Source organism: Agrobacterium sp. SORGH_AS_0745 (assembly GCF_030818995.1).
GTDB classification, from domain to species: Bacteria; Pseudomonadota; Alphaproteobacteria; order Rhizobiales; family Rhizobiaceae; genus Agrobacterium; species Agrobacterium tumefaciens.
On the sequence record NZ_JAUTBI010000003.1, the window covers coordinates 2,334,499 to 2,358,153 of the forward strand.

Sequence of the window (23,655 nt, forward strand, 5' to 3'; positions counted from 1 at the left end):
GAGCAAATAATGGTGATATGTTATCGCATCTCGTCAGGCGCGTCCGCTCCTAAAAGCGTAAGACCAGACTTCAAAACATTCGCGACAGCATTCACCAGCCCGAGTCTGGCAATGCTCAATTCTCGGTTTTTATCGTTAATAAAACGTAATTCCTGATGGTCTTTACCTTTGTTCCAGTGTCCATGGAAGGAACTGGCGAGATCGTAGAGGTAAAAAGCAAGCCTGTGCGGCTCGTGCGCAAGGGCTGCGGATTCGATCAGGCGCGGGTACTCAGCAAGCTTTGCAACCAGCTGCAACTCGTTGATATCGCTAATCAAAGCAACGGAAGACGACATGTCGTCCTGCGAGAGCGAAAGACCCGGAAACGCTTCCTGCGCCTGACGGAAGATGGACATGCAACGGGCGTGCGCATATTGCACGTAAAAGACCGGATTATCCTTCGATTGTTCGGTCACTTTCGCAAAAATCGAAGTCCAGCGGCTCGGAATTCTTCCGATAGAGCATCATGAATCGCACGGGATCGCGACCTACTTCGTCCACCACATCGCGCAGCGTGACGAAATCGCCTGAGCGTTTCGACATCTTCACCGGCTCGCCATCGCGATACAGCTTCACGAGCTGGCACAGAAGAACCGTCAGCTTCGACTTGCCTTCCGAGACGGCGCGCGCAACCGCTTCAAGCCGCTTCACATAGCCGCCGTGGTCGGCGCCGAGCACATAGATCATCTCGGAAAAACCGCGATCGAACTTGTTCTTGAAATAGGCGACGTCGGCGGCAAAATAGGTGTAGGAACCGTCCGACTTCATCAGCGCGCGGTCCATGTCGTCACCCACCTCGGTGGACCGGAACAGCGTCTGCTCGCGGTCTTCCCAGTCTTCCGGCAACTCGCCCTTCGGCGGCGGCAAGGTGCCCTTGTAGACGTGGCCCTTGAAGGTGAGATCGTTGATGGCCGAGAGAATGGGTCCGCCATTGCCCTCATGCAGCGTGCGCTCCGAGAAGAACACGTCGTGCTTGACGTTCAGCGTCTCCAGATCCTCACGGATCATCACCATCATTGCGGCGATCGCCTTGTCCTTGACGATAGGCAGCCACTTTTCCTCGGGCATGGCGCGCAGCTTGATGCCATATTCATCCGCCAGCGCCTGGCCGACTGGAACGAGATAGTCACCGGGGTAGAAGCCCGACGGAATGGCGCCGATATCTTCGCCAAGCGCCTCGCGGTAACGCAGGAAGACCGAACGCGCGAGCACGTCGATCTGCGAGCCGGCGTCGTTGATGTAATATTCCTTGGTCACGCCATAACCGGCGAAGGCGAGCAGGTTCGCCAGCGTGTCACCCACGACAGCACCACGGCAATGGCCGACATGCATAGGACCGGTGGGGTTGGCGGAGACATATTCGACGTTGATCTTCTGGCCCGCGCCGATCTTCGAGCGGCCGAAATCGATGCCCTGCCCGATCATGTCGGCAAGAAGACGCTGCCAGTAACCGACAGAGACCTTGAGATTGATGAAGCCGGGACCGGCGACGTTGACGCTATCGACATCGCCATCGGCCTGAAGTGCTGGCACGATGAGTTCGGCCAGCGCCCGCGGATTGGTGCCGAGCGGCTTCGCCAAAACCATAGCGGCATTGGTTGCGACATCGCCATGGCTGAGATCGCGCGGGGATTCGACCGTAATTCGACTGAAATCGACCTTTTCGCGGTTCTCTTTCACGAGATCGAGAGTCTCGAGCGCGTTTTTGATCCTGGTATCGAAATCGGCAAAAATGTTCATCGTTCCAACCTGCGCGAAGGGCTTCTGTTCATGTCCGGCCATCATAACCGGGTTGGCTTCGCGATCGCCCGCTGCCCTATCGCAAATCGGGGGTGTGGTCAAACAGCCGCTGGTGGGCGCGCAGTGCATAACTGTCGGTCATACCGGCCAGATAATCCCCCACATGGCGGGCTTTTGCGGCCTTGCTCATACCGGAAATGCTGTCCACCCAGTAGTGACTCTGCATCTCTGCCGGCACTTCCATATAACGGTGGAAAAGGTCGGTAACGATCCGCGTAGCGCCGGCGCGGATGCGCATGATTTCCGGATGCCGGTAGATATGGGCAAACAGCAGTTTCTTGATCTGCCTGTCGGTTTCAGCCATTTCCGGCGAGAAAGTCGCGACGGTAAAATCAGCGGCGCGGATATCGGCCGCACTCTTCGGTTTCAGCCGGGAAAGATTCTGCTGCGCGACCCCGATTACATCCTCGACCATATGGGTGATCTGGCGGCGCATGATTTCATTGGCGAAGCGTTCCTTGTCGAGCACGGGATATTTCGCACGTACCTCAGCCATCAGCTTGCTGAGGAAAGGCACCTCTTCCAGCATCTCGAAGCTCAGATAACCGGCACGCAGGCCGTCATCGATATCATGGGTATTATAGGCGATGTCGTCGGCAATAGCCGCCATCTGTGCCTCAAGGCTGGCATAGCTGCCGATTTCCAGATCCTGCAGCTCGCAATATTCGAGGATGGGCAGCGGAACCGGGCCCTTCACGCCCTCGCCCTCGGCATTGACCAGCGGGCCATTGTGCTTCACCAGCCCCTCCAGCGTCTCCCATGTCAGGTTGATGCCGTCATATTCGGCGTAGCGGCGCTCTAGCTTGGTGACGATGCGCAGCGACTGCGCGTTGTGATCGAAGCCGCCATAGGGCAACAACACCGCATCCAGCGCATCCTCTCCGGTATGGCCGAACGGCGTGTGGCCGAAATCATGCACCAGAGCCACGCCCTCGGCCAGATCCTCGTCCAGCTTCAGAGCACGTGCGAGTGCGCGGGCAATCTGCGCAACCTCAATCGTGTGGGTGAGCCGGGTGCGGTAATGGTCGCCGTCAGGGCTGATGAAAACCTGCGTCTTGTGTTTAAGCCGGCGAAAGGCCGTGGTGTGGACGATGCGGTCCCGGTCGCGCTGGAACTCCGAGCGCGTCAGGCTCCCCTCCTCGGCAAAAAGACGCCCGCGCGTGGTCCATGGATCAGAGGCGAAAACCGCCCTCTCGCCACTTCCGAAACCCAATGCGCGCTGGTCTATAATCATTCATCCACCTGTACTGTTCTCTGGCCGGGACTTCATTTGACCCGAAGTCCATGGCCTTTGACCATTGACCTTTTCATCCACCCTTCATACCTATCGCAAAGGTCAGCGCAAAGCATCATCGCGGCAAAGGCCGTTGCGGACATCGCTATAGACCGTTTATTTGACTGGTTTATAATGGTGGCGACAAATCTATTGCTCTCCGGTTCTTGACCCCGGCACGAGGAACGACATGGAAAACAGCGACATTACACTTTCGGAAGCCGCAGCGAAGCGAATCGCCCAGATCGTCGCAGCGGATGCGGGCAAGCAGGCTCTGCGCGTTTCGGTGGAAGGCGGCGGCTGCTCGGGCTTCTCCTACAAGTTCGATCTGGCGGAAGACCCCGCCGATGACGACATCGTGATTGCGCGCGGAGACGCCAAGGTGCTGATCGACAGCCTGTCGGTTGTCTATATGGCCGGCTCTGAAATCGACTTCGTCGACAATCTGCTCGGCCAGTCCTTCCAGATCAAGAACCCGAACGCGGTCGCAAGTTGCGGCTGCGGCACCAGCTTTTCTATTTGATGGTGATATCAAGCGCCAAGCTTGAGATCATTCACGCCTTTCTCTCCGCCCTCGTTCCTGCGCTCGTCACAGGAATGAGGGTTTGGGGAGCTGCGGTGCATCCATAGCTGTTGATCTACCCTGCCCCGGCTTCTATCCACCACATCCTCACCAGCCGTTTCCAAAAACGGTGGCAATCGCTTTTGCATCGGGTAAAAGTAACCTCACAAAAGGGAAACTCCGATGAAGATTGCCACCTGGAACATCAACGGCGTCAAGGCGCGTATCGAAAACCTCTGCCAGTGGTTGAAGGATTCATCGCCCGACATCGTTTGCCTTCAGGAAATCAAGTCGGTTGACGAAGGCTTTCCCCGCCTTGAGCTGGAAGCGCTCGGCTATCACGTCGAGACCCATGGCCAGAAGGGCTTCAACGGCGTCGCCCTTCTGTCGAAGATGAAGCCCGACGAGATCAATCGCGGCCTGCCGGGCGACGATGCCGATGAACAGGCGCGCTTCATCGAGGGCGTGTTCTCCGTTGATGGCGGTGCGATCCGGGTCTGCTCGCTCTACCTGCCGAACGGCAATCCGCCTGACGATCCGGTCAAATATCCCTACAAGCTCGCATGGATGGAGCGGCTACGCCGCTTTGCCGAAGATCGCCTTGCGCTTGAGGAGCCGCTTATTCTGGCGGGTGACTACAACGTCATCCCCGAACCCTTCGATTGCCACGATCCGCGGGTCTGGGCTGGCGATGCGCTGTTCCTGCCCAAGACGCGCTCGGCATTCCGCAGGCTGGAAAATCGCGGCTTTACCGATGCCGCACGCGCTACGACGGATGAACCCGGACTTTATTCCTTCTGGGATTATCAGGCTGGCGCATGGCCGAAGAATAACGGCATCCGCATCGACCACCTCATGCTGTCGGCGGAAGCGGCCGACAGGCTGGAATCGGTGAGCATCGAAAAACATGTGCGGGCCTGGGAAAAACCGTCCGACCACGTACCGGTCTGCGGTTATTTCAATTTTACGCCGATCAATTGAACGGCGCTCGCCGGGCGAGTTAGAGAATTTCCGGTAAAAGTACGCCGAAACAAAGAGTTAGAGCACGTCAAACGATTCCGTTTAAACAGGACGTGCTCTAAGTCGCCTCAGCCACAATAGACATAATTGTCAGTTCGGATCGTCGATCTGCATGTTCTGCGCCAGCGCGATGGCCGCGCGGCGATCGTTTTCACCCGCGAGCGAAAAAGCCTGTTCCTGAAGGGTCTGGATCCAGGTGCAATCCACCGCCGTGCACTTGTCGAGCGCGGCCGTCATGAAGGCGAGTCCCTGCGTCGTCTGGCCTTCCTGGAAAAGCAGATTACCGAAAATCGACATGGCGCCGGCATGGCCGTGCTTGCGTGCCTGATTGAGCCACTTCTTGGCCTGCTGCACATCCGCCCGGCCGCCCTCACCCGCAAGGATCATTTCCGCCAGACGGAACTGGGCCTCAGCCACGCCAAAGGTGGAAGCCACCTGAAAATAGAGCTGGCGGGCCTGCGACAGGTCCATCTTTACCGGAGTGCCGGGAATGCCGTGGCGGTAATAATCGGCAAGAGAAAGCAGCGCGTTGACGAAGAAGCCGGTATCCTCGGAGCCCGGCTCGACGCCCTGGCTGGCAATTTCGCTGTAGATCTTGAAAGCTTCGAAGTCGTTCTTGGCAACGCCATCGCCGAAGGCATACATATTGGCAAGCGCCCAGCGCGAGCCGGTATGGCCCTTTTCGGCCGCATAGCGATAGGCCTCGACGGCTTCGTCCTTGTTACCGTTCTTGTAGGCCTTGAAGCCGAACTTGAACAGGTCGAAGGGCCCGGATTCCTTGGTAACGCCTGCATTGATGTCAAAAGCCAGCACCGGCATTGCGAGCGACGCAAGCAAAAGGCTCATGATGAGCGGCTTTAGAACATGTGCTTCACATTTCAGCATTTAGGCGAACTTCTCTCACTCTTCCCGGCATATAGCCAATACTTGCGGAATACTGCAAAGCTGAACCCCGCCGGGTCGCGATTTTTCGAACACACTGCGTCTTTCCGGCAGCACTTTCCAGCGCACTGCCGGTGGTCATATGCGGTAATTGCTCCAAATTTTCAGTGAGACAGATATAGGCATAATTTCCGGCAATATAACGGCGTTTGACCGCCTGCCGGTCAGCGCCAAACAAGAAACCCGGATCAAATTCCCGTATTACTTGCTTAAACCCTGAATCCAAACCCGTTTTCACTCTTCGCAACTCCGCAGGCCCACATCAAACGCCTGCATGTTCTTCCATCCCCGCGTCCATAAACAGAAGCCAAGCACCTTGTTTGTGGCGGGGGAAATGGACAGATATGCCCACATTCCAACGCGGCACCACGCTTGCAGAAAAGTGTTGCCAAATCGTCACAAAACTTTCGGGCTAGAAATTTTTATCGAGCAGGAATCATAGTCGGGAATGAAAAAAGGTCCGGTTGGTAAACCGGACCTTTCTTTTCGTTCAGGTGTGGCGAATGGTGTCAGAATTTGACCTTGACGCCCGTAGAGATCGCAGCCACGAGATCGTTGCCGAAGTCGTAGCCCGCCTCGTTGCCGCAGGTGAAGCCCGCACCGCAAGGTCCACCGTTGATGGATGAGCTACCGGAGGTCAGGAGGCCGAGAGCACCGGCAACCTTGAACTCGATATTCTTGTTCGGCGAGTAGACGATCTGCGTGCCCAGCGTCCAGGTGTCGGTCTGGGTGCCGATAACAGTCGATGTACCGCGATCCCAGGTCAGGCTCACAGCACCGCTCCACTGCTCGTTGAACTTGTGACCAACGCCGCCGGAAATCGTCCAGCCATCACGATAAAACAGGTCTAGAGTGTTCAGCGTGTCAGCGCCGCTCGGAACGCAGGGGGACGTCCCTACCGCGCAGAAAGGAATGACCTGAATCTGGCTCCAGTCAGTCCACTTCACTGAACCGAAAGCCAGCCAGTCCGGAGCTATGCCGGATTGCACCTTGAGTTCGATGCTGTCTGGCATCGAAACGGAGCCATAGATCGGCACCAGCTTGCCGCCGTATTTCGCCAGCGTCGGAGAGATGGACGGCGGCGTCTGCGGAACTCCTCTGACGTCGGCGAAACCGGTCAGGTCATGATCGACGGCGCTGTTATAAACAAGGCTCGCCCGGAAGGCGACCTCGGGGATTTCGTAGGCAACGCCGGCGCGCCAACCCCAACCGTCCCCTTCCATCTCAAGTTTGCCGACGCCGCTGAAGCTGGACCAGGCCGGATTGAGGCCAAGAACAGCTGGGCCAAGAACCTGACGGTATTTATAACCGCTGATCTCCTGGTAAAAGCCGCCGCCAATAATCGAGAAGTCGCCCTTGCCAAGATCAAACTTCACACGGCAGGTGGTGGCGTAATTGTGCGACTTTACCTTGGTTTCGATATTGTAGCTCGATCCCTGCCAGATGCCCGGATTGAGGTGCGCGCCCCAAGGCTGCGAATAATCGAACATGCAGTCGCCGAAATCGCCTATTGCCGCCTTGGCGCCGATGCGGGTCGACCAGAAGTTTTCAGAGTCATCTGCGCTCCTTGACCAAGTCGCAGGCAGCGGACCGCTCTTCAGCGGATTGTCACGCGCATTCTCAACCTTGCGCTGTGGCGCAACGAATGTAGCGGAACTGTCGAGAACATAGTCGGACGGGTCGAACAGCAGGTCGATATTGTAGCCACCGCGCTCGAGGCCGCCCGCCAGTGAAGGCGTGACCGCCGCGATGCTGGCTACGAAACATACTGCGCCGCGAAAAAATGCAGTTTTTGCCATCTCTCTCCCCAATCAAGGCAATGTGATCATTGAGAGAGTGAAATGCTTTGCGGCAAATGACAATCTGCCGTGGCGCGGCGCGGTTGCCACCGGATGGCCATTTTTTTACGTAAGTTTTTGATGTTTGGCATCTTACATAATCATTTTAGGCTATTATTCTAATCCAATTGGAAAAAACGACACAAAACGAAACAAACTCCCAATCCGCACCGGAAATGTCGCCAAATAACCACAGTTGGACGTTTCCGAAGAAAATCGCTTATCAGGCCGTTTTTATTGATCTTTTTCGTCTTCCCGCGCGGTTTTGTGCGCCTCGCGGCAGAAATAATCGCGCTGTCACGCAGTGCATGATTCGCCATTGCAACGCAGCAATGAATTGAGCCGGCCCTGACAGAACGCAAAACGCCCCGTTTTCACGGGGCGTTTTGATTTTACACGCAACAGGAACCTTATCCTGCTTCGCTGACCCGCTGCAGGGCGGTTCGAAGACTTGTCAGCTGAACTTCCAGCTCCGCCTTGCGGTCGCGCTCGGCGGCCACAACCTCCGGATCGGCATTGGCCACGAATTTTTCGTTCGACAGCTTCTTGTCTATGCGTTCCATTTCCGCATCCACCTTGCCGATCGCCTTTTCGAGACGGGCCTTTTCGGCCGCGAGATCGACGAGGTTGCCGAGCGGCAGGCAGACGGTGGCCTCACCGATGATGATCTGCGCGGAACCTTTTGGCGCCACATCGGCACCACGGATTTCATCGGCACGCGCCAGGCGCCGGATGGCGGCTGCATGGCGGTCCAGCCGCGCTTCTGTCGAGGTATTGGCACCCACCACCACCAGCGATGCGGTGGCGCCCGGCGGCACGTTCATCTCGGCACGCGTCGAGCGGATGCCCGAAACCAGATCGATCAGCCAGTTGATTTCCGCAGCCGCCGCATCGTCGCGGAATTCCGGAGTCGGCCAGTCGGTAAGGCAGAGAAGATCAGCCCGCTCCTCGCCCTCGCCCGCCGTATGCGCCCACAGCTCTTCCGTCATGAAAGGCATGAAGGGATGCAGGAGCTTGTAGATCTCATCCAGAACATAGGCCGCGCAGGCCTGCGATTCCGCCTTTGCCGCCTCATCCTCGCCACCGAACACGGGCTTGAGCAGTTCCAGGTACCAGTCGCAGAACTGGTTCCAGACGAAACGGTAGAGGATGCCGGATGCATCGTTGAACCGGAAGTTCTCAAGAGCCGCCGTCACATCGCGCGCGGTGTTGGCAAGCTCGGTCAGGATCCACCGGTTGATCGTCAGCGATGCGGTTTCGGCCAGGAAATGCGGATCGCGCTTTACGCCGTTCATTTCGGCAAAACGCGTGGCGTTCCAGAGCTTCGTGCCGAAGTTGCGATAACCGGCGATACGTGCCGGATCGAGTTTCACATCACGACCCTGCGCCGCCATGATGGCGAGCGTGAAGCGCAGCGCATCCGCACCGTATTCGTCGATCAGTTCCAGGGGATCGATGACGTTGCCCTTGGACTTGGACATCTTCTGGCCGTTCTTGTCGCGAACCAGCGCGTGGATGTAGACGGTGCTGAACGGCTCGACCGGATTGCCGGCATCGTCCTTCATGAAATGCAGACCCATCTGCATCATGCGGACGACCCAGAACGGGATGATGTCGAAACCGGTGACAAGCACGTTGGTCGGATAATAGCGCGCCAGTTCCGGCGTCTTTTCCGGCCAGCCGAGCGTCGAGAACGGCCACAGCGCCGATGAGAACCAAGTATCGAGAACGTCTTCGTCACGGGTCAGGATCTCACCCGGCTTGAAGTTTTCAAGCTTCTCCTCGACCCAGGCCTTCCACGGACCTTCATGGGCAATATAATGCTGGATAGCGGCCTGAAGCGCCTCTTCCTCGGTCTTTTCAACGAAGACCTGCCCGTCAGGGCCGTACCATGCCGGAATCTGGTGTCCCCACCACAATTGCCGCGAGATACACCAGGGCTGGATGTTCTCCATCCACTGAAAATAGGTGTTTTCCCAGTTCTTAGGCACGAAATTGGTGCGGCCTTCGCGAACCGAGGCAATGGCCGGCTGAGCCAGCGTCTTGTTGTCCACCCACCACTGGTCGGTGAGGCGCGGCTCGATCGGCACGCCGCCACGGTCGCCATGCGGCACGACGTGCTTGTGCGGCTCGATCTTGTCGAGCAGGCCGGCTTCCTCGAAGATTTCGACGATGACCTTGCGGGCGAAGAAACGATCCTGTCCTTCCAGGCGGTCCCATGCGCCGTGCAGCGCCGCCGGATGATTGAGGCCCTCGAGGAAATCCTCGTTTTCCTTGATGGAGATCGTCCCATCGATATTCATGACGTTGATGGCGCGCAGACCGCAACGCTTGCCGACCTCGAAATCGTTGAAGTCGTGCGCAGGCGTGATCTTCACGGCGCCAGTTCCGGCCGTCGGATCGGCATAGTCATCGGCAACGATCGGGATCTTGCGGCCAACGATCGGCAGGATGACATGCTTGCCAATGATGCCCTTGTAACGCTCGTCTTCCGGGTTCACCGCAACACCGGTATCGCCGAGCATGGTCTCTGGCCGCGTGGTAGCAACAACGATGTAATCGCGCGTTTCGAACTCGGTGGGCTTGCCCTCCTCGTCAAATGCGATCGGGTGCTGATAGCTCACACCCTTTTCCAGCGGATAACGGAAGTGCCAAAGGTTGCCCTTCACTTCCAGCTGTTCGACTTCCATGTCGGAAATCGCGGTCTGCAGCTTCGGGTCCCAGTTGACGAGGCGCTTGTCCTTGTAGATCAGGTTCTGCTTGTAAAGGGTGACGAACACCTCGAGAACGGCCTCGGACAGACCCTCATCCATGGTGAAGCGCTCACGCGACCAGTCGCACGACGCACCGAGGCGCTTCAGCTGGTTGAAGATCAAACCGCCGGATTCGGCTTTCCATTCCCAGACCTTGTCCACGAAGGCCTCACGGCCCATTTCGCGGCGGCCCGGAAGCTGCTGTTCCATCAGCTTGCGCTCGACGACCATCTGCGTGGCGATGCCCGCATGGTCCATGCCCGGCTGCCACAACACGTCCTTGCCGCGCATGCGCTCGAAGCGGACCAATATGTCCTGAAGCGTGTTGTTGAGCGCATGGCCCATATGCAGGGAGCCGGTGACATTCGGCGGCGGGATGACGATTGTGAAGGTTTCCGCGCCCGGTTTGGCGTTGGCGCCGGCACGAAAAGCGTTCGCCTCGTCCCAGGCTTTGGCGATTTTCGGTTCGACGGATGCGGAATCGTAGGTCTTTTCGAGCATTTCCTGACCTGAATTTTAGAGTTCTTGTGTGGATTTTTTTAAATAAGGATGGATGGTCGAGAGTCAACAGAAACCGACCCGTCAGCGACTATGACCCCATAGCGCCTTCATCTTCAACAAAAAAGCCGCCCCGGTGCCGGAGCGGCCTCTGTTTCATTATCTTGCGCATGTTACAAGATGCGGACGAACAGAGCCTAGCGGCGCGAGCCGCGCGCCACACGTTCGATTTCCTCACGCACGAGACGCTCCACCAGGGTCGGCAGATTGTCTTCCAGCCAGTCCTGCAGCATCGGACGCAGCATTTCGGCGGCCATATCCTCGATCGAGCGTCGTTCGACGCCATCGAAAATTTCCGCAAGTTCGCTGAAGGAACGGGCGATCTGCGCACCGGCAGCCTCGGAAATGAGGTTGAGCGACAAACCGCCCTCTTCCTTGGGTTCGGCCAGATCGAATGACGGCATCTGGACAGCAGGTTCCTGCACCGAAATCTCGAAATGATCCTGGGCTACAGGCGTGTCGATGGCACCTCGCAGCGTCAGCTGGTCGAAGCGGTTCTCGAAAGCTGCGCTCTCGACAGCGGCAGCAGCAGCACGATCCTCGGCGGCAAAAGCTGCCGGCTGTTCACTGGTGCTCGCGGCAGCGGCCGCCAGCAGCGGCCGCACATCCGTCGGGCGCTGCGGCGCAGGGCGTTCAACCTGTTGCGCAGCCGAAGGCTGCGGTACGCTGGAGGAATGAGCGGCCGGGGCCGCCTGCGCGGGCTCACGCTGCGCCTGGGCAGCAAATGCCTGCGGCCCCATGGCAGCGTTGCGGTCGGCGGCAGCGCGAACGCGCGCGGCGACATCGGCAAGCGACATGCTTTTCTCGGCCGAGATTTCCTGCTGTTCTGGTGTCTGCTTTTCGGAGGCCGCGGAAAAATCCTGCACCGGCCTTGCGCCAAATGCCTGGTTTGCGGCGGGGGGAACGCGCGCCGGCGGGCTGATGGCCTCCGTCACGAAGGACGCTTCGCCTGCGCCATCGTCTTCGTCGTCATAGACAGGCGGCAACTGCCCGGAAAACGCACCGGTAGGCCCGGTCTCGTTGCTTTCGATGATCCGGCGTATGGACGCCAAAATCTCTTCCATGGACGGTTCACGCGCTACGCTTGGCTGAGCCATATCAATCCCCGGTTTCCACTCTCTAGACCGCCTTGCGTCCATACGGACGCCCAAAGGACGCTCCAAAATTTTAAATCTGCACACCGTTCCTGTCGAAAATCGCTTCCGGTTTTCGGGCCGATGGCCTGAAAAGGGGTAGAAATACGCACACCCCGAATCACCCTTAGTCTAGGGCAGCATAGTCAGGAACTAAATCACTGATTCGACAAGTTTCGCCGTGATGCACAGCTTTGTGAGAATGGTTTTTTTGGGCAATTGGGTGGGCGAAGCGGGTCTGCCGGTGCGGCACCCGCAAAAATAAACGCCGGGGCGGAAAGTCCGCCCCGGCGTCCAAAACAATGATCGCTTTTAAAGATCAGAAAACGAATTCGGCCGCCTTGGCAAAACCGGGCAAAGGCTTGATCGACGCGTTGAAAGAGGTTGCAGCCGAGGTGCTGTTGCCATCGCGACGGTAAACGGTTGCCTTGGCAGCGTTACCGTATCCGACAACGACGACCAGACGTCCGCCATCGCGCAGCTGGTCGGTCAGTGCCGCCGGCACTTCCTCGACAGAGCCGTTGATGAAGATCAGGTCATAGGGTGCTTCGCCCGCATAACCCTTTTCGAGATCGCCGGTGACAACAGCAACATTGTCATATCCGAGCGAGGCCAGCGTCTCAGTCGCCTCTGCCGCCAGCGTTTCGTCGCATTCGAGCGAAACCACCGAACCGGCGAGCTGGGACAGGATGGCCGCGGTATAACCGGCGCCGCCACCGACTTCCAGCACCACGTCTTCCTTGGTCACCGCCGCAAGCTGCAAAAGCTTCGCCAGCGGCGAGGCCTTCATGACGTAACGGGCCGGGCGACCATCCCGGGCGGGACAGATCTGCAGATCCTCGTCCACATAGGCAATCTGCCGCACACCCGCCGGCACGAAAGCTTCGCGCGGCACGCTCAAAAACGCCTTCAGCACAGAATGCGACGTCACGTCGGTCGTGCGCAACTGGCTGTCGACCATATTGGCGCGTGCGGTTTCGAAATCCATCATATCGTTATCGCCTCAATTTCGCGGATGCCGGTCGGGAAGCCTCGGCCCCAAAAAGCTCAAAACGGCGCGGGTCTCCCCTCGCCTTTAAACAATCTCATAATTGCCCAAGCCTGCGCTTTCAAGCGCGGTGAGCCCTAAGTGCTGGAAAAAGCGAAATGGCCGGGATTTTTTAGAACGGCAAGGGCAGCCGATGACCGCAATGTTAGCCAAAGGTTCAAAAAAACAGGTTTTATTCGGTGAAATTTTTGGAGGCCTCGCCCGGAATTGAACCGGGGTACAAGGATTTGCAGTCCTCTGCGTCACCACTCCGCCACGAGGCCTCACACGCTCATGAATTCGAGCGATGGCGGGCATTTAGAACGAATCCATTATGCGCGCAAGAGGGTTCGTTCCGAATGTGCTGTTTTTTCCGATCCGATGGACAAAGGGCAATAGTCCACGTCCTAAGCCCTTCGGATTCCGTCATTTTTTGTATCTCACTCATATTCCAGAAGAAACAATGCCCGCAACCGGCGCTTTTGCGCGGGTGCGGGCAGTCGCTGCATCTTCAATGCGGATCGATCAGATGCGACCCAGCAGAACAAGAACGAGGACGATGACCAGAACCAGTCCGAGGCCACCCGAGGGACCATAACCGTAATTGTGGTAACCCCAGCTTGGCAAAGCACCGATCAGGAAAAGAATGATGAGGATAACGAGAATGGTGCCGATCATGTTTAGCCCTCCATGAATAATAGGTATGCGCTGTATTTAATGATCAAACACGCAAAAAGTTCCGTTTACTTCATCCGCTTATGGCGTGGGCCGAGAATGCATCTCCAGCCGATTCAACGGGTTAAACGGCATTTGCGGACAACGCGGCGGGTCGTGCGCGCATGGCGGCAGCAATTAGCTACGCACCACGCCCAGGCCCCGGGGTGATCGACCAAGGTAGCGATTTATTCGAGGTAATTTCTCGGTCTATGTATATCGCATGCCGTTCGTCATACTAAATCAAGTCACCCGTTCCCTGAAACTGGCGGGGGACTGGGAGACCTGGTATCACTGGCAGTGCGCCAGGTCTCACCTGTTTCCTTCTTCTCCGGCGATCTTCCCGCCGCACGCAAACCGTTCCCCAAACAGGCACACGGACATTTTACCTGCGGCGCTGCACGCCACGCTTGCCTTGCCTCTTTCTCTCCGGTTAGACCCCGGATCGGGAGGGAGAAATGAGAATCATATGTCCGGTTTTGCGAACCTCATCCCGCTTTTCATCTTCGGCCTGCTCGTCTACGCTTTCTTCCGCTGGGTCGCGCGCGACACTCAAAATCCGAGACGCAAGTAGCAGGTGCGAATAGCTCTGCCCTTTATCACTCGCGGGGAACCGTTGCGCCTCCATATCGTTTTCGCAGACGCACTTCGGAGGACAGGATGAAAACGCTCGTATCATTGGCCGCAATCGCGCTTACGCTTGCGGGCTGCACGACCACAGGCCCGGCCGCTTATGTCGAACCGATCCCCGGCAGCATCACCTATAAGGGCCAGCCGCGCACCAAGCTGACGAAATCGCCGATCGGCAGTACCTTCAGCCACGAGTTCCGCATCGACGGCAGCACGAGGGCGGTGGAAACCTATCGCATTGCGCCCGATCGCTCGCTCGAACTCATAGACCGCCGCATCATTCGCGATTGGCTGTTCGGACGCGACGACTGACCGCACCGCAAGCCAACCGAAACCAATTGCGCATTCTGCCCGCTTGGTTTAGAGCCGGGCACGATAACCAACACGGATGAGCGATGAACACGCGCTGGCAAAAACCCGTCCTGATCGCGTTCGAAACGCCGGGCGACTATACGAGCATCGAGACCACGCAGGCGGCGTCCTGGGCCATGATCGAGGATTGGCCGATAGAGGATGGCGATGCGTTGGACGCGGCGTTGCTGGTCTGCGCCGCCGTCGATGCCGGCAGGAAAAAGCCGGAGGATGCGCGCAAGGCCTTCATCGCTGCCGCAATCGAGGCTGGTCTCGACATCAAGGCCTGACGGCATCAAGACCCATGGTCGAGAATTAAAATGGCGTCCTGAGGCGAAACAAGTCAGGACAACAGGTTTAAAGGGTTAAATCAGATGGAAGCTTCTGGAAACATGAAAAAAGCCCTGTTCATATTTCTCCTCTCCTGCCTCGCCATCGGCCTTCTCGGCCACCTCGTGGTCGCCTTCGTCGTTACCGGCTGAAGCACCGATGTCCACTCCGTATTGTGGCGGAGCGGCAGGGCATTAAAATTTCCTAAATTTCATTCTGCTGTTATGGAACCGCGATAAATCTTTTCCGTTCTCTCTTCGATCAACAAGGAGGATTGAAATGCGTGACGGATTGAATGGTTTTCTCGAAATTTCCATGCTCGGCGTCGTGATTGCAAGCTGCCTTTTCATGGTCAACCTGCCGATCTGACCCGCCTTAAAAATCATTCCCTGCGGTACCGGCGACGTTAGATGCCGGGGTAAGAAAATGCGGCCTTTCGGGCCGCATTTCTTTTTCCAGCAATGCAGGCTCAAGCGGAAAGCTTGGCGGCCAGCTGTGGCGACATGTGCGCCCTGATAGCGTGCTGCTTCCAGTTCGATAGCAGAAGGCTGACGCGAGCCGTCGCCATCGGTGATGGTGGAGGCGCCATAAGGCGAGCCGCCCTTGATTTCATCGACGCCCATCTGGCCCTGGAAAGCATAGGGCAGACCGACAACGGCCATGCCGTGGTGCAGGAAGGTGGGGAGGAAACCAAGGATGGTCGATTCCTGACCGCCGTGCTGCGTGGCCGACGACGTGAAGGCCGAGCCGACCTTGCCGACAAGCTTGCCGCCAAACCACAGACCGCCGGTCTGGTCCCAGAAATTGCGCATCTGTGAGGCAACCGTGCCGAAGCGGGTGCCGGCGCCGACGATGATGGCATCGTATTCTGCCAGTTCGTCAACAGTCGCGATGGGAGCAGCCTGATCGAGCTTGAAGTGCGAGGATTTGGCGACTTCCTCAGGAACCAGTTCCGGAACGCGCTTGACGACAACTTCCGCGCCGGCAGACTTCACGCCTTCGGCAACGGCATATGCCATCGTCTCGATATGGCCGTAAGATGAATAATAAAGCACAAGAACTTTTGTCATTTTCTTTGTATCCTTAGGGTTAATCGTCTCAGGCGTACCAGCCAGAAGCCTTTTTAAGAACGCGATGATCATTAGTGGTGACCAGTTACAAGCATGTGATGCAAAGGTAGCCCAGAGGCCGGTCCCACACCAGCGGTGCATCCGCATACGCACTGTTCGCAATCAGTGAACGAAACGCCGGAACGTCAACCTTTCACAGATAGACATTTTTTCAAAACCGCTTTGCATTCACCGGGCGGCGGACTAACGTCGGACAAAACAGCTGACGAGTACCCCCATGTCCAATCCCTCACCCACCCCATCCGTCGTGACCGCCGCCATGCTCGCCATCGGCGACGAATTGCTGTCGGGACGCACCAAGGACAAGAATATCGGGCACCTCGCGGATGTGCTCACCATGTCCGGAATAGACCTGAAGGAAGTGCGCATCGTCGCCGACGAGGAGCACGCAATCGTCGAGGCGCTGAATGCGCTGCGCGCCCGCTATGATTATGTCTTCACCTCCGGCGGCATCGGCCCGACCCATGACGACATCACCGCTGATGCGGTATCCGTGGCTTTCGGCCTGCCCTGCGAGCACGATGCCGAGGCTTTGCGGATATTGGGTGACATGTACCGTGTGCGCGAGATGGAATTCACCGAAGCGCGCAAGCGCATGGCCCGCATGCCAAGGGGGGCAAGCCACATCGCCAATCCCGTCTCGGTCGCCCCCGGCTTCGTCATCGGCAACGTCCACGTCATGGCCGGCGTTCCGCAGGTGTTTCAGGCCATGCTGGACAATGTCATGCCAACGCTGCGCACCGGCGCGAAAGTTATGTCGCAGTCGGTGCGCTCTCCCTATGGCGAAGGTGACATCGGCACGCCGCTGACCGCAATCCAGAAAGCGCACCCGGAAACCAGCATCGGCTCCTACCCGAAATATGACGGACAACGCTTTTCGACGGAGATCGTCGTGCGCGCCCGTGATGCCACCGTCCTGAAAGCGGCGGCGGATGCAGTGGCGACGATGATCGAAACCATTGGTCAGGAAAAAACACTGTCGGCCAGCAAGGGCGATGCAACCGCCTGAGACGAAGCGGATTGACCAAAATCAAGGTGGCACCCGGCAAAGGCAGCCACTCTCCCAAAAACGACGCGTCACCGAGGAGCTAAAAAATGGGTTACAAAACGATACTGGCAGTGATCGACAATGTGGAGAACACGCAAAAGCTCGGCGATTTCGTGGTAAGTCTTGCCAACCAGTTTTCCTCGCATGTGATTGGCCTGCACATGGAAACGCTGGCCGCCGTTCCGCTCGTCGCGCCGATGGAAATTCCCGACCCCGCTACCGTTCAGGTGCTTCAGGACGTGGCGCACAAGGAAACCACGGATGTTGGAAACCTCTTCGAACACACGCTGTCTGCCAATGGCATCTCGCATGAGTGGCGAAGCTTTGTAACCTCGGTGGGTTACGCCTCGTCATCGGCAATCGATAGCGCGCGCTGCGCCGATCTCATCGTCGCCCGCCAGAGCAACTCCTCCGCACTCTCCGACAGCCGCTCGGATATAGACGGCTTTCTCCATGAAAGCGGCCGCCCTGTTCTTCTCGTTCCGCATGTGCTGACGGTTGCCAAACCGGTCAAGCGTGTACTGATCGCCTGGAACGGCTCCCGCGAGGCAACACGCGCCACCTTCGATGCCCTGCCCTTCCTGATTGCAGCCGAGAGCGTCGAGATCTTCTCCGTCGATCAGGCCGAGAGCGAAACGCAATCGTCTGGACTTGCCGGAACCGAACTGGCCGCAACACTCGCCCGCCACGGCGTCAACGTCACGGTAACCTCGCAGGAAAAAATCGCCGGCATCTCGCCGCAGGCGGCCATCGAAAACCGGCTGTCAGACCACAGCATCGACCTTCTGGTCATGGGCGCCTACGGCCATTCCCGCTGGGTGGGAACTGCTGTTCGGCGGCGTGACGCGCACGCTGCTCGATTCCATGACGGCGATGACGCTTTTGTCGCGTTAAACACCGGTAGCCGTGGATGAAGCCGCAAGAGCCTGCGCGCAATGCTTGCCTTTTTGCAGGTCTTGCGGCTATTAGCCAAAGCCATCGACAATTTTGACCAGATGGTAGACGACATGTCCCTTCCCGATAAAGCCTTTCCCGTAACCTGGGATCAGTTTCACCGCGACGCCCGCGCGCTTGCGTGGCGTCTTGCCGGCCTTGGCCGGGAGTTCCGGGCGATCGTCTGTATCACCCGCGGCGGTCTCGTGCCGGCAGCGATCATTTCCCGCGAGCTGAACATCCGCCTGATCGATACGGTCTGCATCGCCACCCGCCACGATTACGTCAACCAGGGCGACACGGTTCTCCTGAAGGGCGTGGCGCCGGAACTGATGTCCGACGGCGGCGAAGGCGTGCTCGTCGTTGACGATCTGACCGACACCGGCAAGACCGCACTGGAAGTGCGCGAAATGTTGCCGAAGGCGCATTTTGCCTGCGTTTACGCCAAGCCGAAGGGCGTGCCGACCATTGACACCTTTGTCACCGAGGTCAGCCAGGACACCTGGATTTATTTTCCCTGGGACATGGGCTTCACCTATCAGGAACCGATCGCCAAGGGATCGCGCGGCTGATCGCCTGTCGCAACCCAAAACCATGCCTGAAAAGCCGTCCCTTCGGGGCGGTTTTTTTGTGTGGAAATGCTTTTTTGTTAACGGCAAAAAAACACGGAAAAACCGCAGTGTCGCCTTTATGCCGCACCCCGGAAATGCGGGGTTTTCGCTTTCCGCTGCGGAAACCAGCCTCGCGCAAGCTTCAAAGTCTCACGCCAAGTCACTGATTTTTTTGAACGCTTTTGCTATCCCCGTTTTCCACAGGCACTGCACACAATATCTTGTGGTTAAAAAACGGTTTCAATCTATGGCTTGACGAATCTATGACGCAGGAGGAAAGTGACAGTTATGTTGCGGCGGCAACGGACCGGAAAGTAACGAGGCCGGTTCCTTTCAATCTCAGTTCGCAAGTCCAGAAGGGGCGTCCCGACCATCAGGGGGCGGTTCGCCGGTGGATTTTGCGTGCCTTGCGGATACCGCCAAAAACATGACGCGGGGACTGGCGGTAGGAAGCTGTTGATACTATATTTAGTACTCACATGACTCTTGCAGCCGAATAAGCCACGAGATACAGGGATCACATCCAAGGATGAACATCCCTTACAGATCGGCAACAACCGGCTGCGCGCATAGTTCGCACGGCTGGAACGAATTTTTGCGCCCTTTGCCGGGCGCCCAATGGACGAGGACACGAAACCATGCGCATCGAACGCCGCTTCACGAAGCCCGGCCAATCGTCTTATGCGGAAATCGAATTCCGCAAGGCCGTCAGTGAAATCAAGAACCCGGACGGTTCCATCGTGTTCCGTCTGGCGGATATCGACGTTCCCGCGCAGTTCAGCCAGGTCGCGACCGACGTTCTGGCGCAGAAATATTTCCGCAAGGCCGGCGTGCCGAAGGTGCTTAAGAAGGTTGAGGAAAACGATGTTCCTTCCTTCCTGTGGCGTTCGGTTGCCGATGAGAAGGCCATGAAGGACCTCCCCGAGGGTGAGCGTTATGGCTCCGAAACCGATGCGCGTCAGGTTTTCGACCGCCTGGCCGGCACCTGGACCTACTGGGGCTGGAAGGGCAAATATTTCTCCACCGAGGAAGACGCACTCGCCTTCCGCGACGAGCTTGCCTATATGCTGGCGACCCAGCGTGTAGCCCCCAACAGCCCGCAGTGGTTCAACACCGGCCTGCACTGGGCCTATGGCATCGACGGCCCGGGCCAGGGCCACTTCTACGTCGACCCCTTCACCGGCAAGCTGACCAAGTCCAAGTCCTCTTACGAACATCCGCAGCCGCATGCCTGCTTCATCCAGTCTGTCGAAGACGATCTGGTCAACGAAGGCGGCATCATGGACCTGTGGGTGCGTGAAGCGCGCCTGTTCAAATACGGTTCCGGCACCGGCTCCAACTTCTCCTACCTGCGCGGCGAAGGCGAAAAGCTTTCCGGCGGCGGCAAGTCCTCCGGCCTGATGAGCTTCCTCAAGATCGGCGACCGGGCAGCCGGCGCAATCAAGTCTGGCGGCACCACGCGCCGTGCGGCCAAGATGGTCGTCGTTGATGCCGACCATCCCGATATTGAAGCCTATATCGACTGGAAGGTGAACGAGGAGCAGAAGGTTGCCGCTCTCGTCACCGGTTCCAAGATCGTTGCCAAGCACCTCAAGGCAATCATGAAGGCCTGCGTCAATTGCGAGGCAGATAACGGCGATTGCTTCGACCCGGCCAAGAACCCTGCCCTGAAGCGCGAAATCCGCGCTGCCAAGAAGGACATGGTGCCGGAAAACTACGTCAAGCGCGTCATCCAGTTCGCGCAGCAGGGTTACAAGGACATCCAGTTCAAAACCTACGACACGGATTGGGATTCCGAAGCCTACCTCACGGTTTCAGGCCAGAATTCCAACAACTCCGTATCGCTGAAGGATGACTTCCTGCGCGCTGTTGAAAACGACGGTGACTGGAACCTGACCGCCCGCAAGGACGGCAAGGTCATGAAGACGCTGAAGGCCCGCGACCTCTGGGAAAAGATCTCCCACGCCGCCTGGGCATCGGCCGACCCCGGCCTGCACTTCAACACCACCATGAACGACTGGCACACCTCGCCGGCCGAAGGCCCGATCCGCGCTTCCAACCCGTGCTCGGAATATATGTTCCTCGACGACACGGCCTGCAACCTTGCTTCGCTGAACCTGCTTCAGTTCAAGGATCAGGCAACGAAGCGCATCGACATCGCCGATTACGAACATGCGGTTCGCCTGTGGACCGTCGTTCTCGAAGTCTCGGTCATGATGGCGCAGTTCCCCTCGCGCCAGATTGCCGAACGCTCCTACGAATACCGCACGCTCGGCCTCGGCTACGCCAATATCGGCGGCCTGCTGATGTCCTCGGGCATTCCCTATGACAGCGACGAAGGCCGCGCTATCGCCGGTGCGCTGACCGCCATCATGACCGGCGTTTCCTATGCCACCTCGGCTGAAATGGCTGGCGAGCTTGGCCCCTTCCCGGGCTTTGCGCCGAACCGCGACAACATGCTACGCGTCATCCGCAACCACCGCCGCGCCGCCCATGGCCTTTCCTACGGTTATGAAGGCCTGTCGGTGAACCCGGTTGCCCTCATCCATTCCGATTGCACGGATCAGGACCTTGTCGCCCACGCCACGGCCGCCTGGGACAAGGCGCTGGAGCTTGGCGAAAAGCACGGCTACCGCAACGCCCAGACCACCGTTATCGCGCCGACAGGTACGATCGGCCTCGTGATGGATTGCGACACGACCGGCATCGAGCCGGACTTCGCGTTGGTGAAATTCAAGAAGCTTGCCGGCGGCGGCTACTTCAAGATCATCAACCGCGCCGTTCCGGAATCCCTGCGTTCGCTCGGTTATTCGGAAAGCCAGATCGCCGAAATCGAAGCCTATGCCGTTGGCCACGGCAATCTCAACCAGGCACCTGCCATCAATCCCTCGTCGCTGAAGGCCAAGGGCTTCACCGATGAGAAGATCGAAGCCGTCAACGGCGCGCTGAAAAGCGCCTTCGACATCAAGTTCGTCTTCAACCAGTGGACGCTGGGCGCCGATTTCCTCAAGGGCACGCTCAAGGTTTCCGATGAGCAGTTGTCCGACATGAGCTTCAACCTGCTGGAGCACCTCGGCTTCAGCAAAAAGGACATCGAAGCGGCCAATGTGCACGTCTGCGGTGCGATGACACTGGAAGGCGCACCGTTCCTCAAGAACGAGCACTTGGCCGTATTCGATTGCGCCAACCCCTGCGGCAAGATCGGCAAGCGTTATCTATCGGTCGAATCGCATATCCGCATGATGGCGGCAGCACAGCCGTTCATTTCGGGTGCGATCTCCAAGACGATCAACATGCCGAATGATGCAACCGTGGAAGATTGCGGCGCGGCCTACATGCTGTCCTGGAAGCTGGCGCTCAAGGCCAACGCCCTTTACCGCGATGGCTCCAAGCTTTCCCAGCCGCTCAACGCTTCGCTGGTGGAAGATGAGGACGACGAAGACTTCGTTGAAGAACTGATCCAGCAGCCGCTCGCCCAGCAGGCCGTGACGATCACCGAAAAGATCGTCGAGCGCGTCATCGAGCGGGTATCGCGCGAGCGTGAAAAGCTGCCGAACCGCCGTCAGGGTTACACCCAGAAGGCAACGGTCGGCGGTCACAAGGTCTATCTGCGCACCGGCGAATTCGGTGACGGCCGCATCGGCGAAATCTTCATCGACATGCACAAGGAAGGCGCTGCCTTCCGTGCGATGATGAACAACTTCGCCATCGCCATTTCGCTTGGCCTGCAATATGGCGTGCCGCTGGAAGAATATGTGGAGGCCTTCACCTTCACCAAGTTCGAGCCGGCCGGCATGGTGCAGGGCAACGACGCGATCAAGAACGCCACGTCGATCCTCGACTACGTGTTCCGCGAACTCGCCGTATCCTATCTCGGCCGCCACGACCTCGCTCATGTCGATACGTCGGATTTCTCAAATACCGCACTCGGCAAGGGTATCCAGGAAGGCAAGACCAATCTGCTCTCCACCGGCTGGACGCGCGGTTACAAGCCGACGCTGGTTTCCAACAACGAAGGCGAACGTGCTGCTTCCGAACCCAAGGGCTCGGCAACGGCAGCGCCCGCCCGCGCCTCGGCCAACGTCACTTCCTTTGCAGGCTCAGCAGCCCGCAAGCTGGAACCGACAGTCGCGATCTCCACCTCGGAAATCGTCTCCTTCAAGCGCGATTATGAAGAACGCGCCAAGGAACTGGCGGAAGAGATTGCCGAAGAGGTAATCGACGACGTGGTTCAGGAAGCCAAGCAGACCGCCACCGCCCTCTTCTCCGACAAGGCCGCCGCCGACGCGGCATCGGCCAAGGCGGAAGCCAAGAAGAAGGAAAACGAACGCCGCATGCGCTCGATCGCGCAAGGCTATACCGGCAACATGTGCTCGGAATGCCAGAACTTCACGATGGTGCGGAATGGCACTTGCGAGAAGTGCGATACTTGCGGTGCGACGAGCGGTTGCTCGTAAGATATCTCTTCTGTTAGTTTGATACGAAGAACCAACTAAGGACTGGCCAACGAAATATTGGCCAGTCCGAAACCTAAAATCGGTCAGCCAGCAGTTTAACGTCTTTCGATCACTGATAAGTGCTCGTAAAATTGGACTTAAAATGACGAAAACTGCACAGGCCCGTGAAGCATATAATTTGTATCAGCAGAAAAATCTCGCGAGACTCATTTTTCATGCAATAAAGCTATTTTTATATACTGCTGTGCCGGCCACCGTAATTGCGTATTTAACAGATCATATTAGCGGTTTGTTTTACATATTAGCCCCGTTCTTCATTTATTTATCATTCCCTTTCTGGTTTGGACTTTACGTATCTAGTGCGTTGCTGGCGCAGATGGCCGGAGAAAGCCTCGGGAAAAAGACCTTGCTTGGCGACAATCCTACGTTTCCCGACGTCACGTTTCATCTCACAGGCTTTAGAGTTAAGGATGAAAGCAATGAAAGTTGAGTTCAGAGCCAATAAT

The 23,655-nt window shown here is 57.8% G+C and carries 16 protein-coding genes, 1 tRNA gene and 3 pseudogenes; 9 read left to right on the forward strand and 11 right to left on the reverse strand.

The window, feature by feature from the left end; all coding sequences use genetic code 11:
- Positions 1-20: 20 nt before the first annotated feature.
- A pseudogene (gene argS, locus QE432_RS21140) lies at positions 21-1,779 on the reverse strand (arginine--tRNA ligase).
- 76 nt (positions 1,780-1,855) lie between these two features.
- Positions 1,856-3,073, reverse strand: coding sequence for a deoxyguanosinetriphosphate triphosphohydrolase (locus QE432_RS21145; RefSeq protein ID WP_306625541.1), 1,218 nt, complete (start codon positions 3,071-3,073; stop codon positions 1,856-1,858).
- A 229-nt stretch (positions 3,074-3,302) separates the two neighbouring features.
- Between QE432_RS21145 and erpA the strand changes: the two genes are divergently transcribed.
- Both erpA and xth read left to right on the forward strand, forming a co-directional pair.
- Complete coding sequence (gene erpA / locus QE432_RS21150; RefSeq protein WP_003515615.1) at positions 3,303-3,635, forward strand: iron-sulfur cluster insertion protein ErpA; 333 nt, start codon at positions 3,303-3,305, stop codon at positions 3,633-3,635.
- Positions 3,636-3,857: 222 nt separating this feature from the next.
- Positions 3,858-4,655 carry an exodeoxyribonuclease III gene (gene xth / locus QE432_RS21155; RefSeq protein ID WP_306625544.1) on the forward strand — a complete coding sequence of 266 codons (798 nt, stop codon included), beginning with the start codon at positions 3,858-3,860 and terminating at the stop codon, positions 4,653-4,655.
- Positions 4,656-4,784: 129 nt separating this feature from the next.
- On the opposite strand, the gene exoR is transcribed toward xth, so the two are convergent.
- The 8 genes from exoR to QE432_RS21195 form a co-directional block, all read right to left on the reverse strand.
- On the reverse strand, positions 4,785-5,579 hold the full coding sequence (gene exoR, locus QE432_RS21160) for an exopolysaccharide production regulator ExoR (protein WP_003515620.1): 795 nt from the start codon (positions 5,577-5,579) through the stop codon (positions 4,785-4,787).
- Positions 5,566-5,874 carry a hypothetical protein gene (locus tag QE432_RS21165; RefSeq protein ID WP_233283652.1) on the reverse strand — a complete coding sequence of 103 codons (309 nt, stop codon included), beginning with the start codon at positions 5,872-5,874 and terminating at the stop codon, positions 5,566-5,568. The genes exoR and QE432_RS21165 overlap by 14 nt, the downstream gene beginning before the upstream one ends.
- Positions 5,875-6,145: 271 nt before the next feature.
- Positions 6,146-7,435 (reverse strand): outer membrane protein transport protein, encoded by a 1,290-nt coding sequence (locus QE432_RS21170; RefSeq protein WP_003515621.1) that lies wholly within the window; start codon positions 7,433-7,435, stop codon positions 6,146-6,148.
- Between the two features lie 449 nt (positions 7,436-7,884).
- Positions 7,885-10,728, reverse strand: coding sequence for a valine--tRNA ligase (locus tag QE432_RS21175; RefSeq protein WP_306625546.1), 2,844 nt, complete (start codon positions 10,726-10,728; stop codon positions 7,885-7,887).
- Between the two features lie 194 nt (positions 10,729-10,922).
- On the reverse strand, positions 10,923-11,882 hold the full coding sequence (popZ, locus tag QE432_RS21180) for a cell division protein PopZ (protein ID WP_306625548.1): 960 nt from the start codon (positions 11,880-11,882) through the stop codon (positions 10,923-10,925).
- 355 nt (positions 11,883-12,237) lie between these two features.
- Complete coding sequence (locus tag QE432_RS21185) at positions 12,238-12,909, reverse strand: protein-L-isoaspartate O-methyltransferase family protein (RefSeq protein ID WP_003515626.1); 672 nt, start codon at positions 12,907-12,909, stop codon at positions 12,238-12,240.
- 246 nt (positions 12,910-13,155) lie between these two features.
- Positions 13,156-13,229, reverse strand: a tRNA-Cys gene (locus tag QE432_RS21190).
- Positions 13,230-13,470: 241 nt separating this feature from the next.
- The gene (locus QE432_RS21195; RefSeq protein WP_003515628.1) at positions 13,471-13,623 is read right to left on the reverse strand and encodes a DUF3309 family protein; all 153 of its coding nucleotides are present in this window, start codon (positions 13,621-13,623) and stop codon (positions 13,471-13,473) included.
- A gap of 696 nt (positions 13,624-14,319) precedes the next feature.
- Between QE432_RS21195 and QE432_RS21200 the strand changes: the two genes are divergently transcribed.
- Positions 14,320-14,601: a hypothetical protein gene (locus tag QE432_RS21200; RefSeq protein WP_113555765.1), complete on the forward strand. Its 282-nt coding sequence runs from the start codon at positions 14,320-14,322 to the stop codon at positions 14,599-14,601.
- Positions 14,602-14,684: 83 nt separating this feature from the next.
- Complete coding sequence (locus tag QE432_RS21205) at positions 14,685-14,930, forward strand: DUF982 domain-containing protein (protein WP_003515635.1); 246 nt, start codon at positions 14,685-14,687, stop codon at positions 14,928-14,930.
- A 509-nt stretch (positions 14,931-15,439) separates the two neighbouring features.
- Here the strand turns inward: QE432_RS21205 and wrbA are convergent.
- Positions 15,440-16,040: pseudogene (gene wrbA, locus QE432_RS21210) on the reverse strand (NAD(P)H:quinone oxidoreductase type IV).
- A gap of 277 nt (positions 16,041-16,317) precedes the next feature.
- Here wrbA and QE432_RS21215 point away from each other — a divergent pair.
- From QE432_RS21215 to QE432_RS21235, 5 genes and pseudogenes are all read left to right on the forward strand, one after another.
- Complete coding sequence (locus tag QE432_RS21215; protein ID WP_013636292.1) at positions 16,318-17,109, forward strand: competence/damage-inducible protein A; 792 nt, start codon at positions 16,318-16,320, stop codon at positions 17,107-17,109.
- Positions 17,110-17,195: 86 nt separating this feature from the next.
- Positions 17,196-18,042, forward strand: a pseudogene (locus tag QE432_RS21220) (universal stress protein).
- A gap of 113 nt (positions 18,043-18,155) precedes the next feature.
- Positions 18,156-18,653, forward strand: a complete 498-nt coding sequence (gpt, locus tag QE432_RS21225; protein WP_003515641.1) for a xanthine phosphoribosyltransferase — start codon at positions 18,156-18,158, stop codon at positions 18,651-18,653.
- A gap of 677 nt (positions 18,654-19,330) precedes the next feature.
- Positions 19,331-23,149 (forward strand): vitamin B12-dependent ribonucleotide reductase, encoded by a 3,819-nt coding sequence (locus tag QE432_RS21230; RefSeq protein WP_013636294.1) that lies wholly within the window; start codon positions 19,331-19,333, stop codon positions 23,147-23,149.
- A 142-nt stretch (positions 23,150-23,291) separates the two neighbouring features.
- Positions 23,292-23,639, forward strand: coding sequence for a hypothetical protein (locus QE432_RS21235; RefSeq protein WP_065659318.1), 348 nt, complete (start codon positions 23,292-23,294; stop codon positions 23,637-23,639).
- Positions 23,640-23,655 lie beyond the last annotated feature (16 nt).

Excerpts from the sequence above, each read along its gene's own strand:
- popZ (WP_306625548.1), bottom strand. The coding sequence starts at position 11,882 with ATGGCTCAGCCAAGCGTAGCGCGTGAACCGTCCATGGAAGAGATTTTG.
- QE432_RS21205 (WP_003515635.1), top strand. The coding sequence starts at position 14,685 with ATGAACACGCGCTGGCAAAAACCCGTCCTGATCGCGTTCGAAACGCCG.
- QE432_RS21145 (WP_306625541.1), bottom strand. The coding sequence starts at position 3,073 with ATGATTATAGACCAGCGCGCATTGGGTTTCGGAAGTGGCGAGAGGGCG.
- QE432_RS21230 (WP_013636294.1), top strand. The coding sequence starts at position 19,331 with ATGCGCATCGAACGCCGCTTCACGAAGCCCGGCCAATCGTCTTATGCG.
- QE432_RS21200 (WP_113555765.1), top strand. The coding sequence starts at position 14,320 with ATGAAAACGCTCGTATCATTGGCCGCAATCGCGCTTACGCTTGCGGGC.
- gpt (WP_003515641.1), top strand. The coding sequence starts at position 18,156 with ATGTCCCTTCCCGATAAAGCCTTTCCCGTAACCTGGGATCAGTTTCAC.
- QE432_RS21185 (WP_003515626.1), bottom strand. The coding sequence starts at position 12,909 with ATGATGGATTTCGAAACCGCACGCGCCAATATGGTCGACAGCCAGTTG.
- QE432_RS21195 (WP_003515628.1), bottom strand. The coding sequence starts at position 13,623 with ATGATCGGCACCATTCTCGTTATCCTCATCATTCTTTTCCTGATCGGT.
- QE432_RS21175 (WP_306625546.1), bottom strand. The coding sequence starts at position 10,728 with ATGCTCGAAAAGACCTACGATTCCGCATCCGTCGAACCGAAAATCGCC.
- QE432_RS21235 (WP_065659318.1), top strand. The coding sequence starts at position 23,292 with ATGACGAAAACTGCACAGGCCCGTGAAGCATATAATTTGTATCAGCAG.
- exoR (WP_003515620.1), bottom strand. The coding sequence starts at position 5,579 with ATGCTGAAATGTGAAGCACATGTTCTAAAGCCGCTCATCATGAGCCTT.
- erpA (WP_003515615.1), top strand. The coding sequence starts at position 3,303 with ATGGAAAACAGCGACATTACACTTTCGGAAGCCGCAGCGAAGCGAATC.
- QE432_RS21170 (WP_003515621.1), bottom strand. The coding sequence starts at position 7,435 with ATGGCAAAAACTGCATTTTTTCGCGGCGCAGTATGTTTCGTAGCCAGC.
- QE432_RS21215 (WP_013636292.1), top strand. The coding sequence starts at position 16,318 with ATGTCCAATCCCTCACCCACCCCATCCGTCGTGACCGCCGCCATGCTC.
- xth (WP_306625544.1), top strand. The coding sequence starts at position 3,858 with ATGAAGATTGCCACCTGGAACATCAACGGCGTCAAGGCGCGTATCGAA.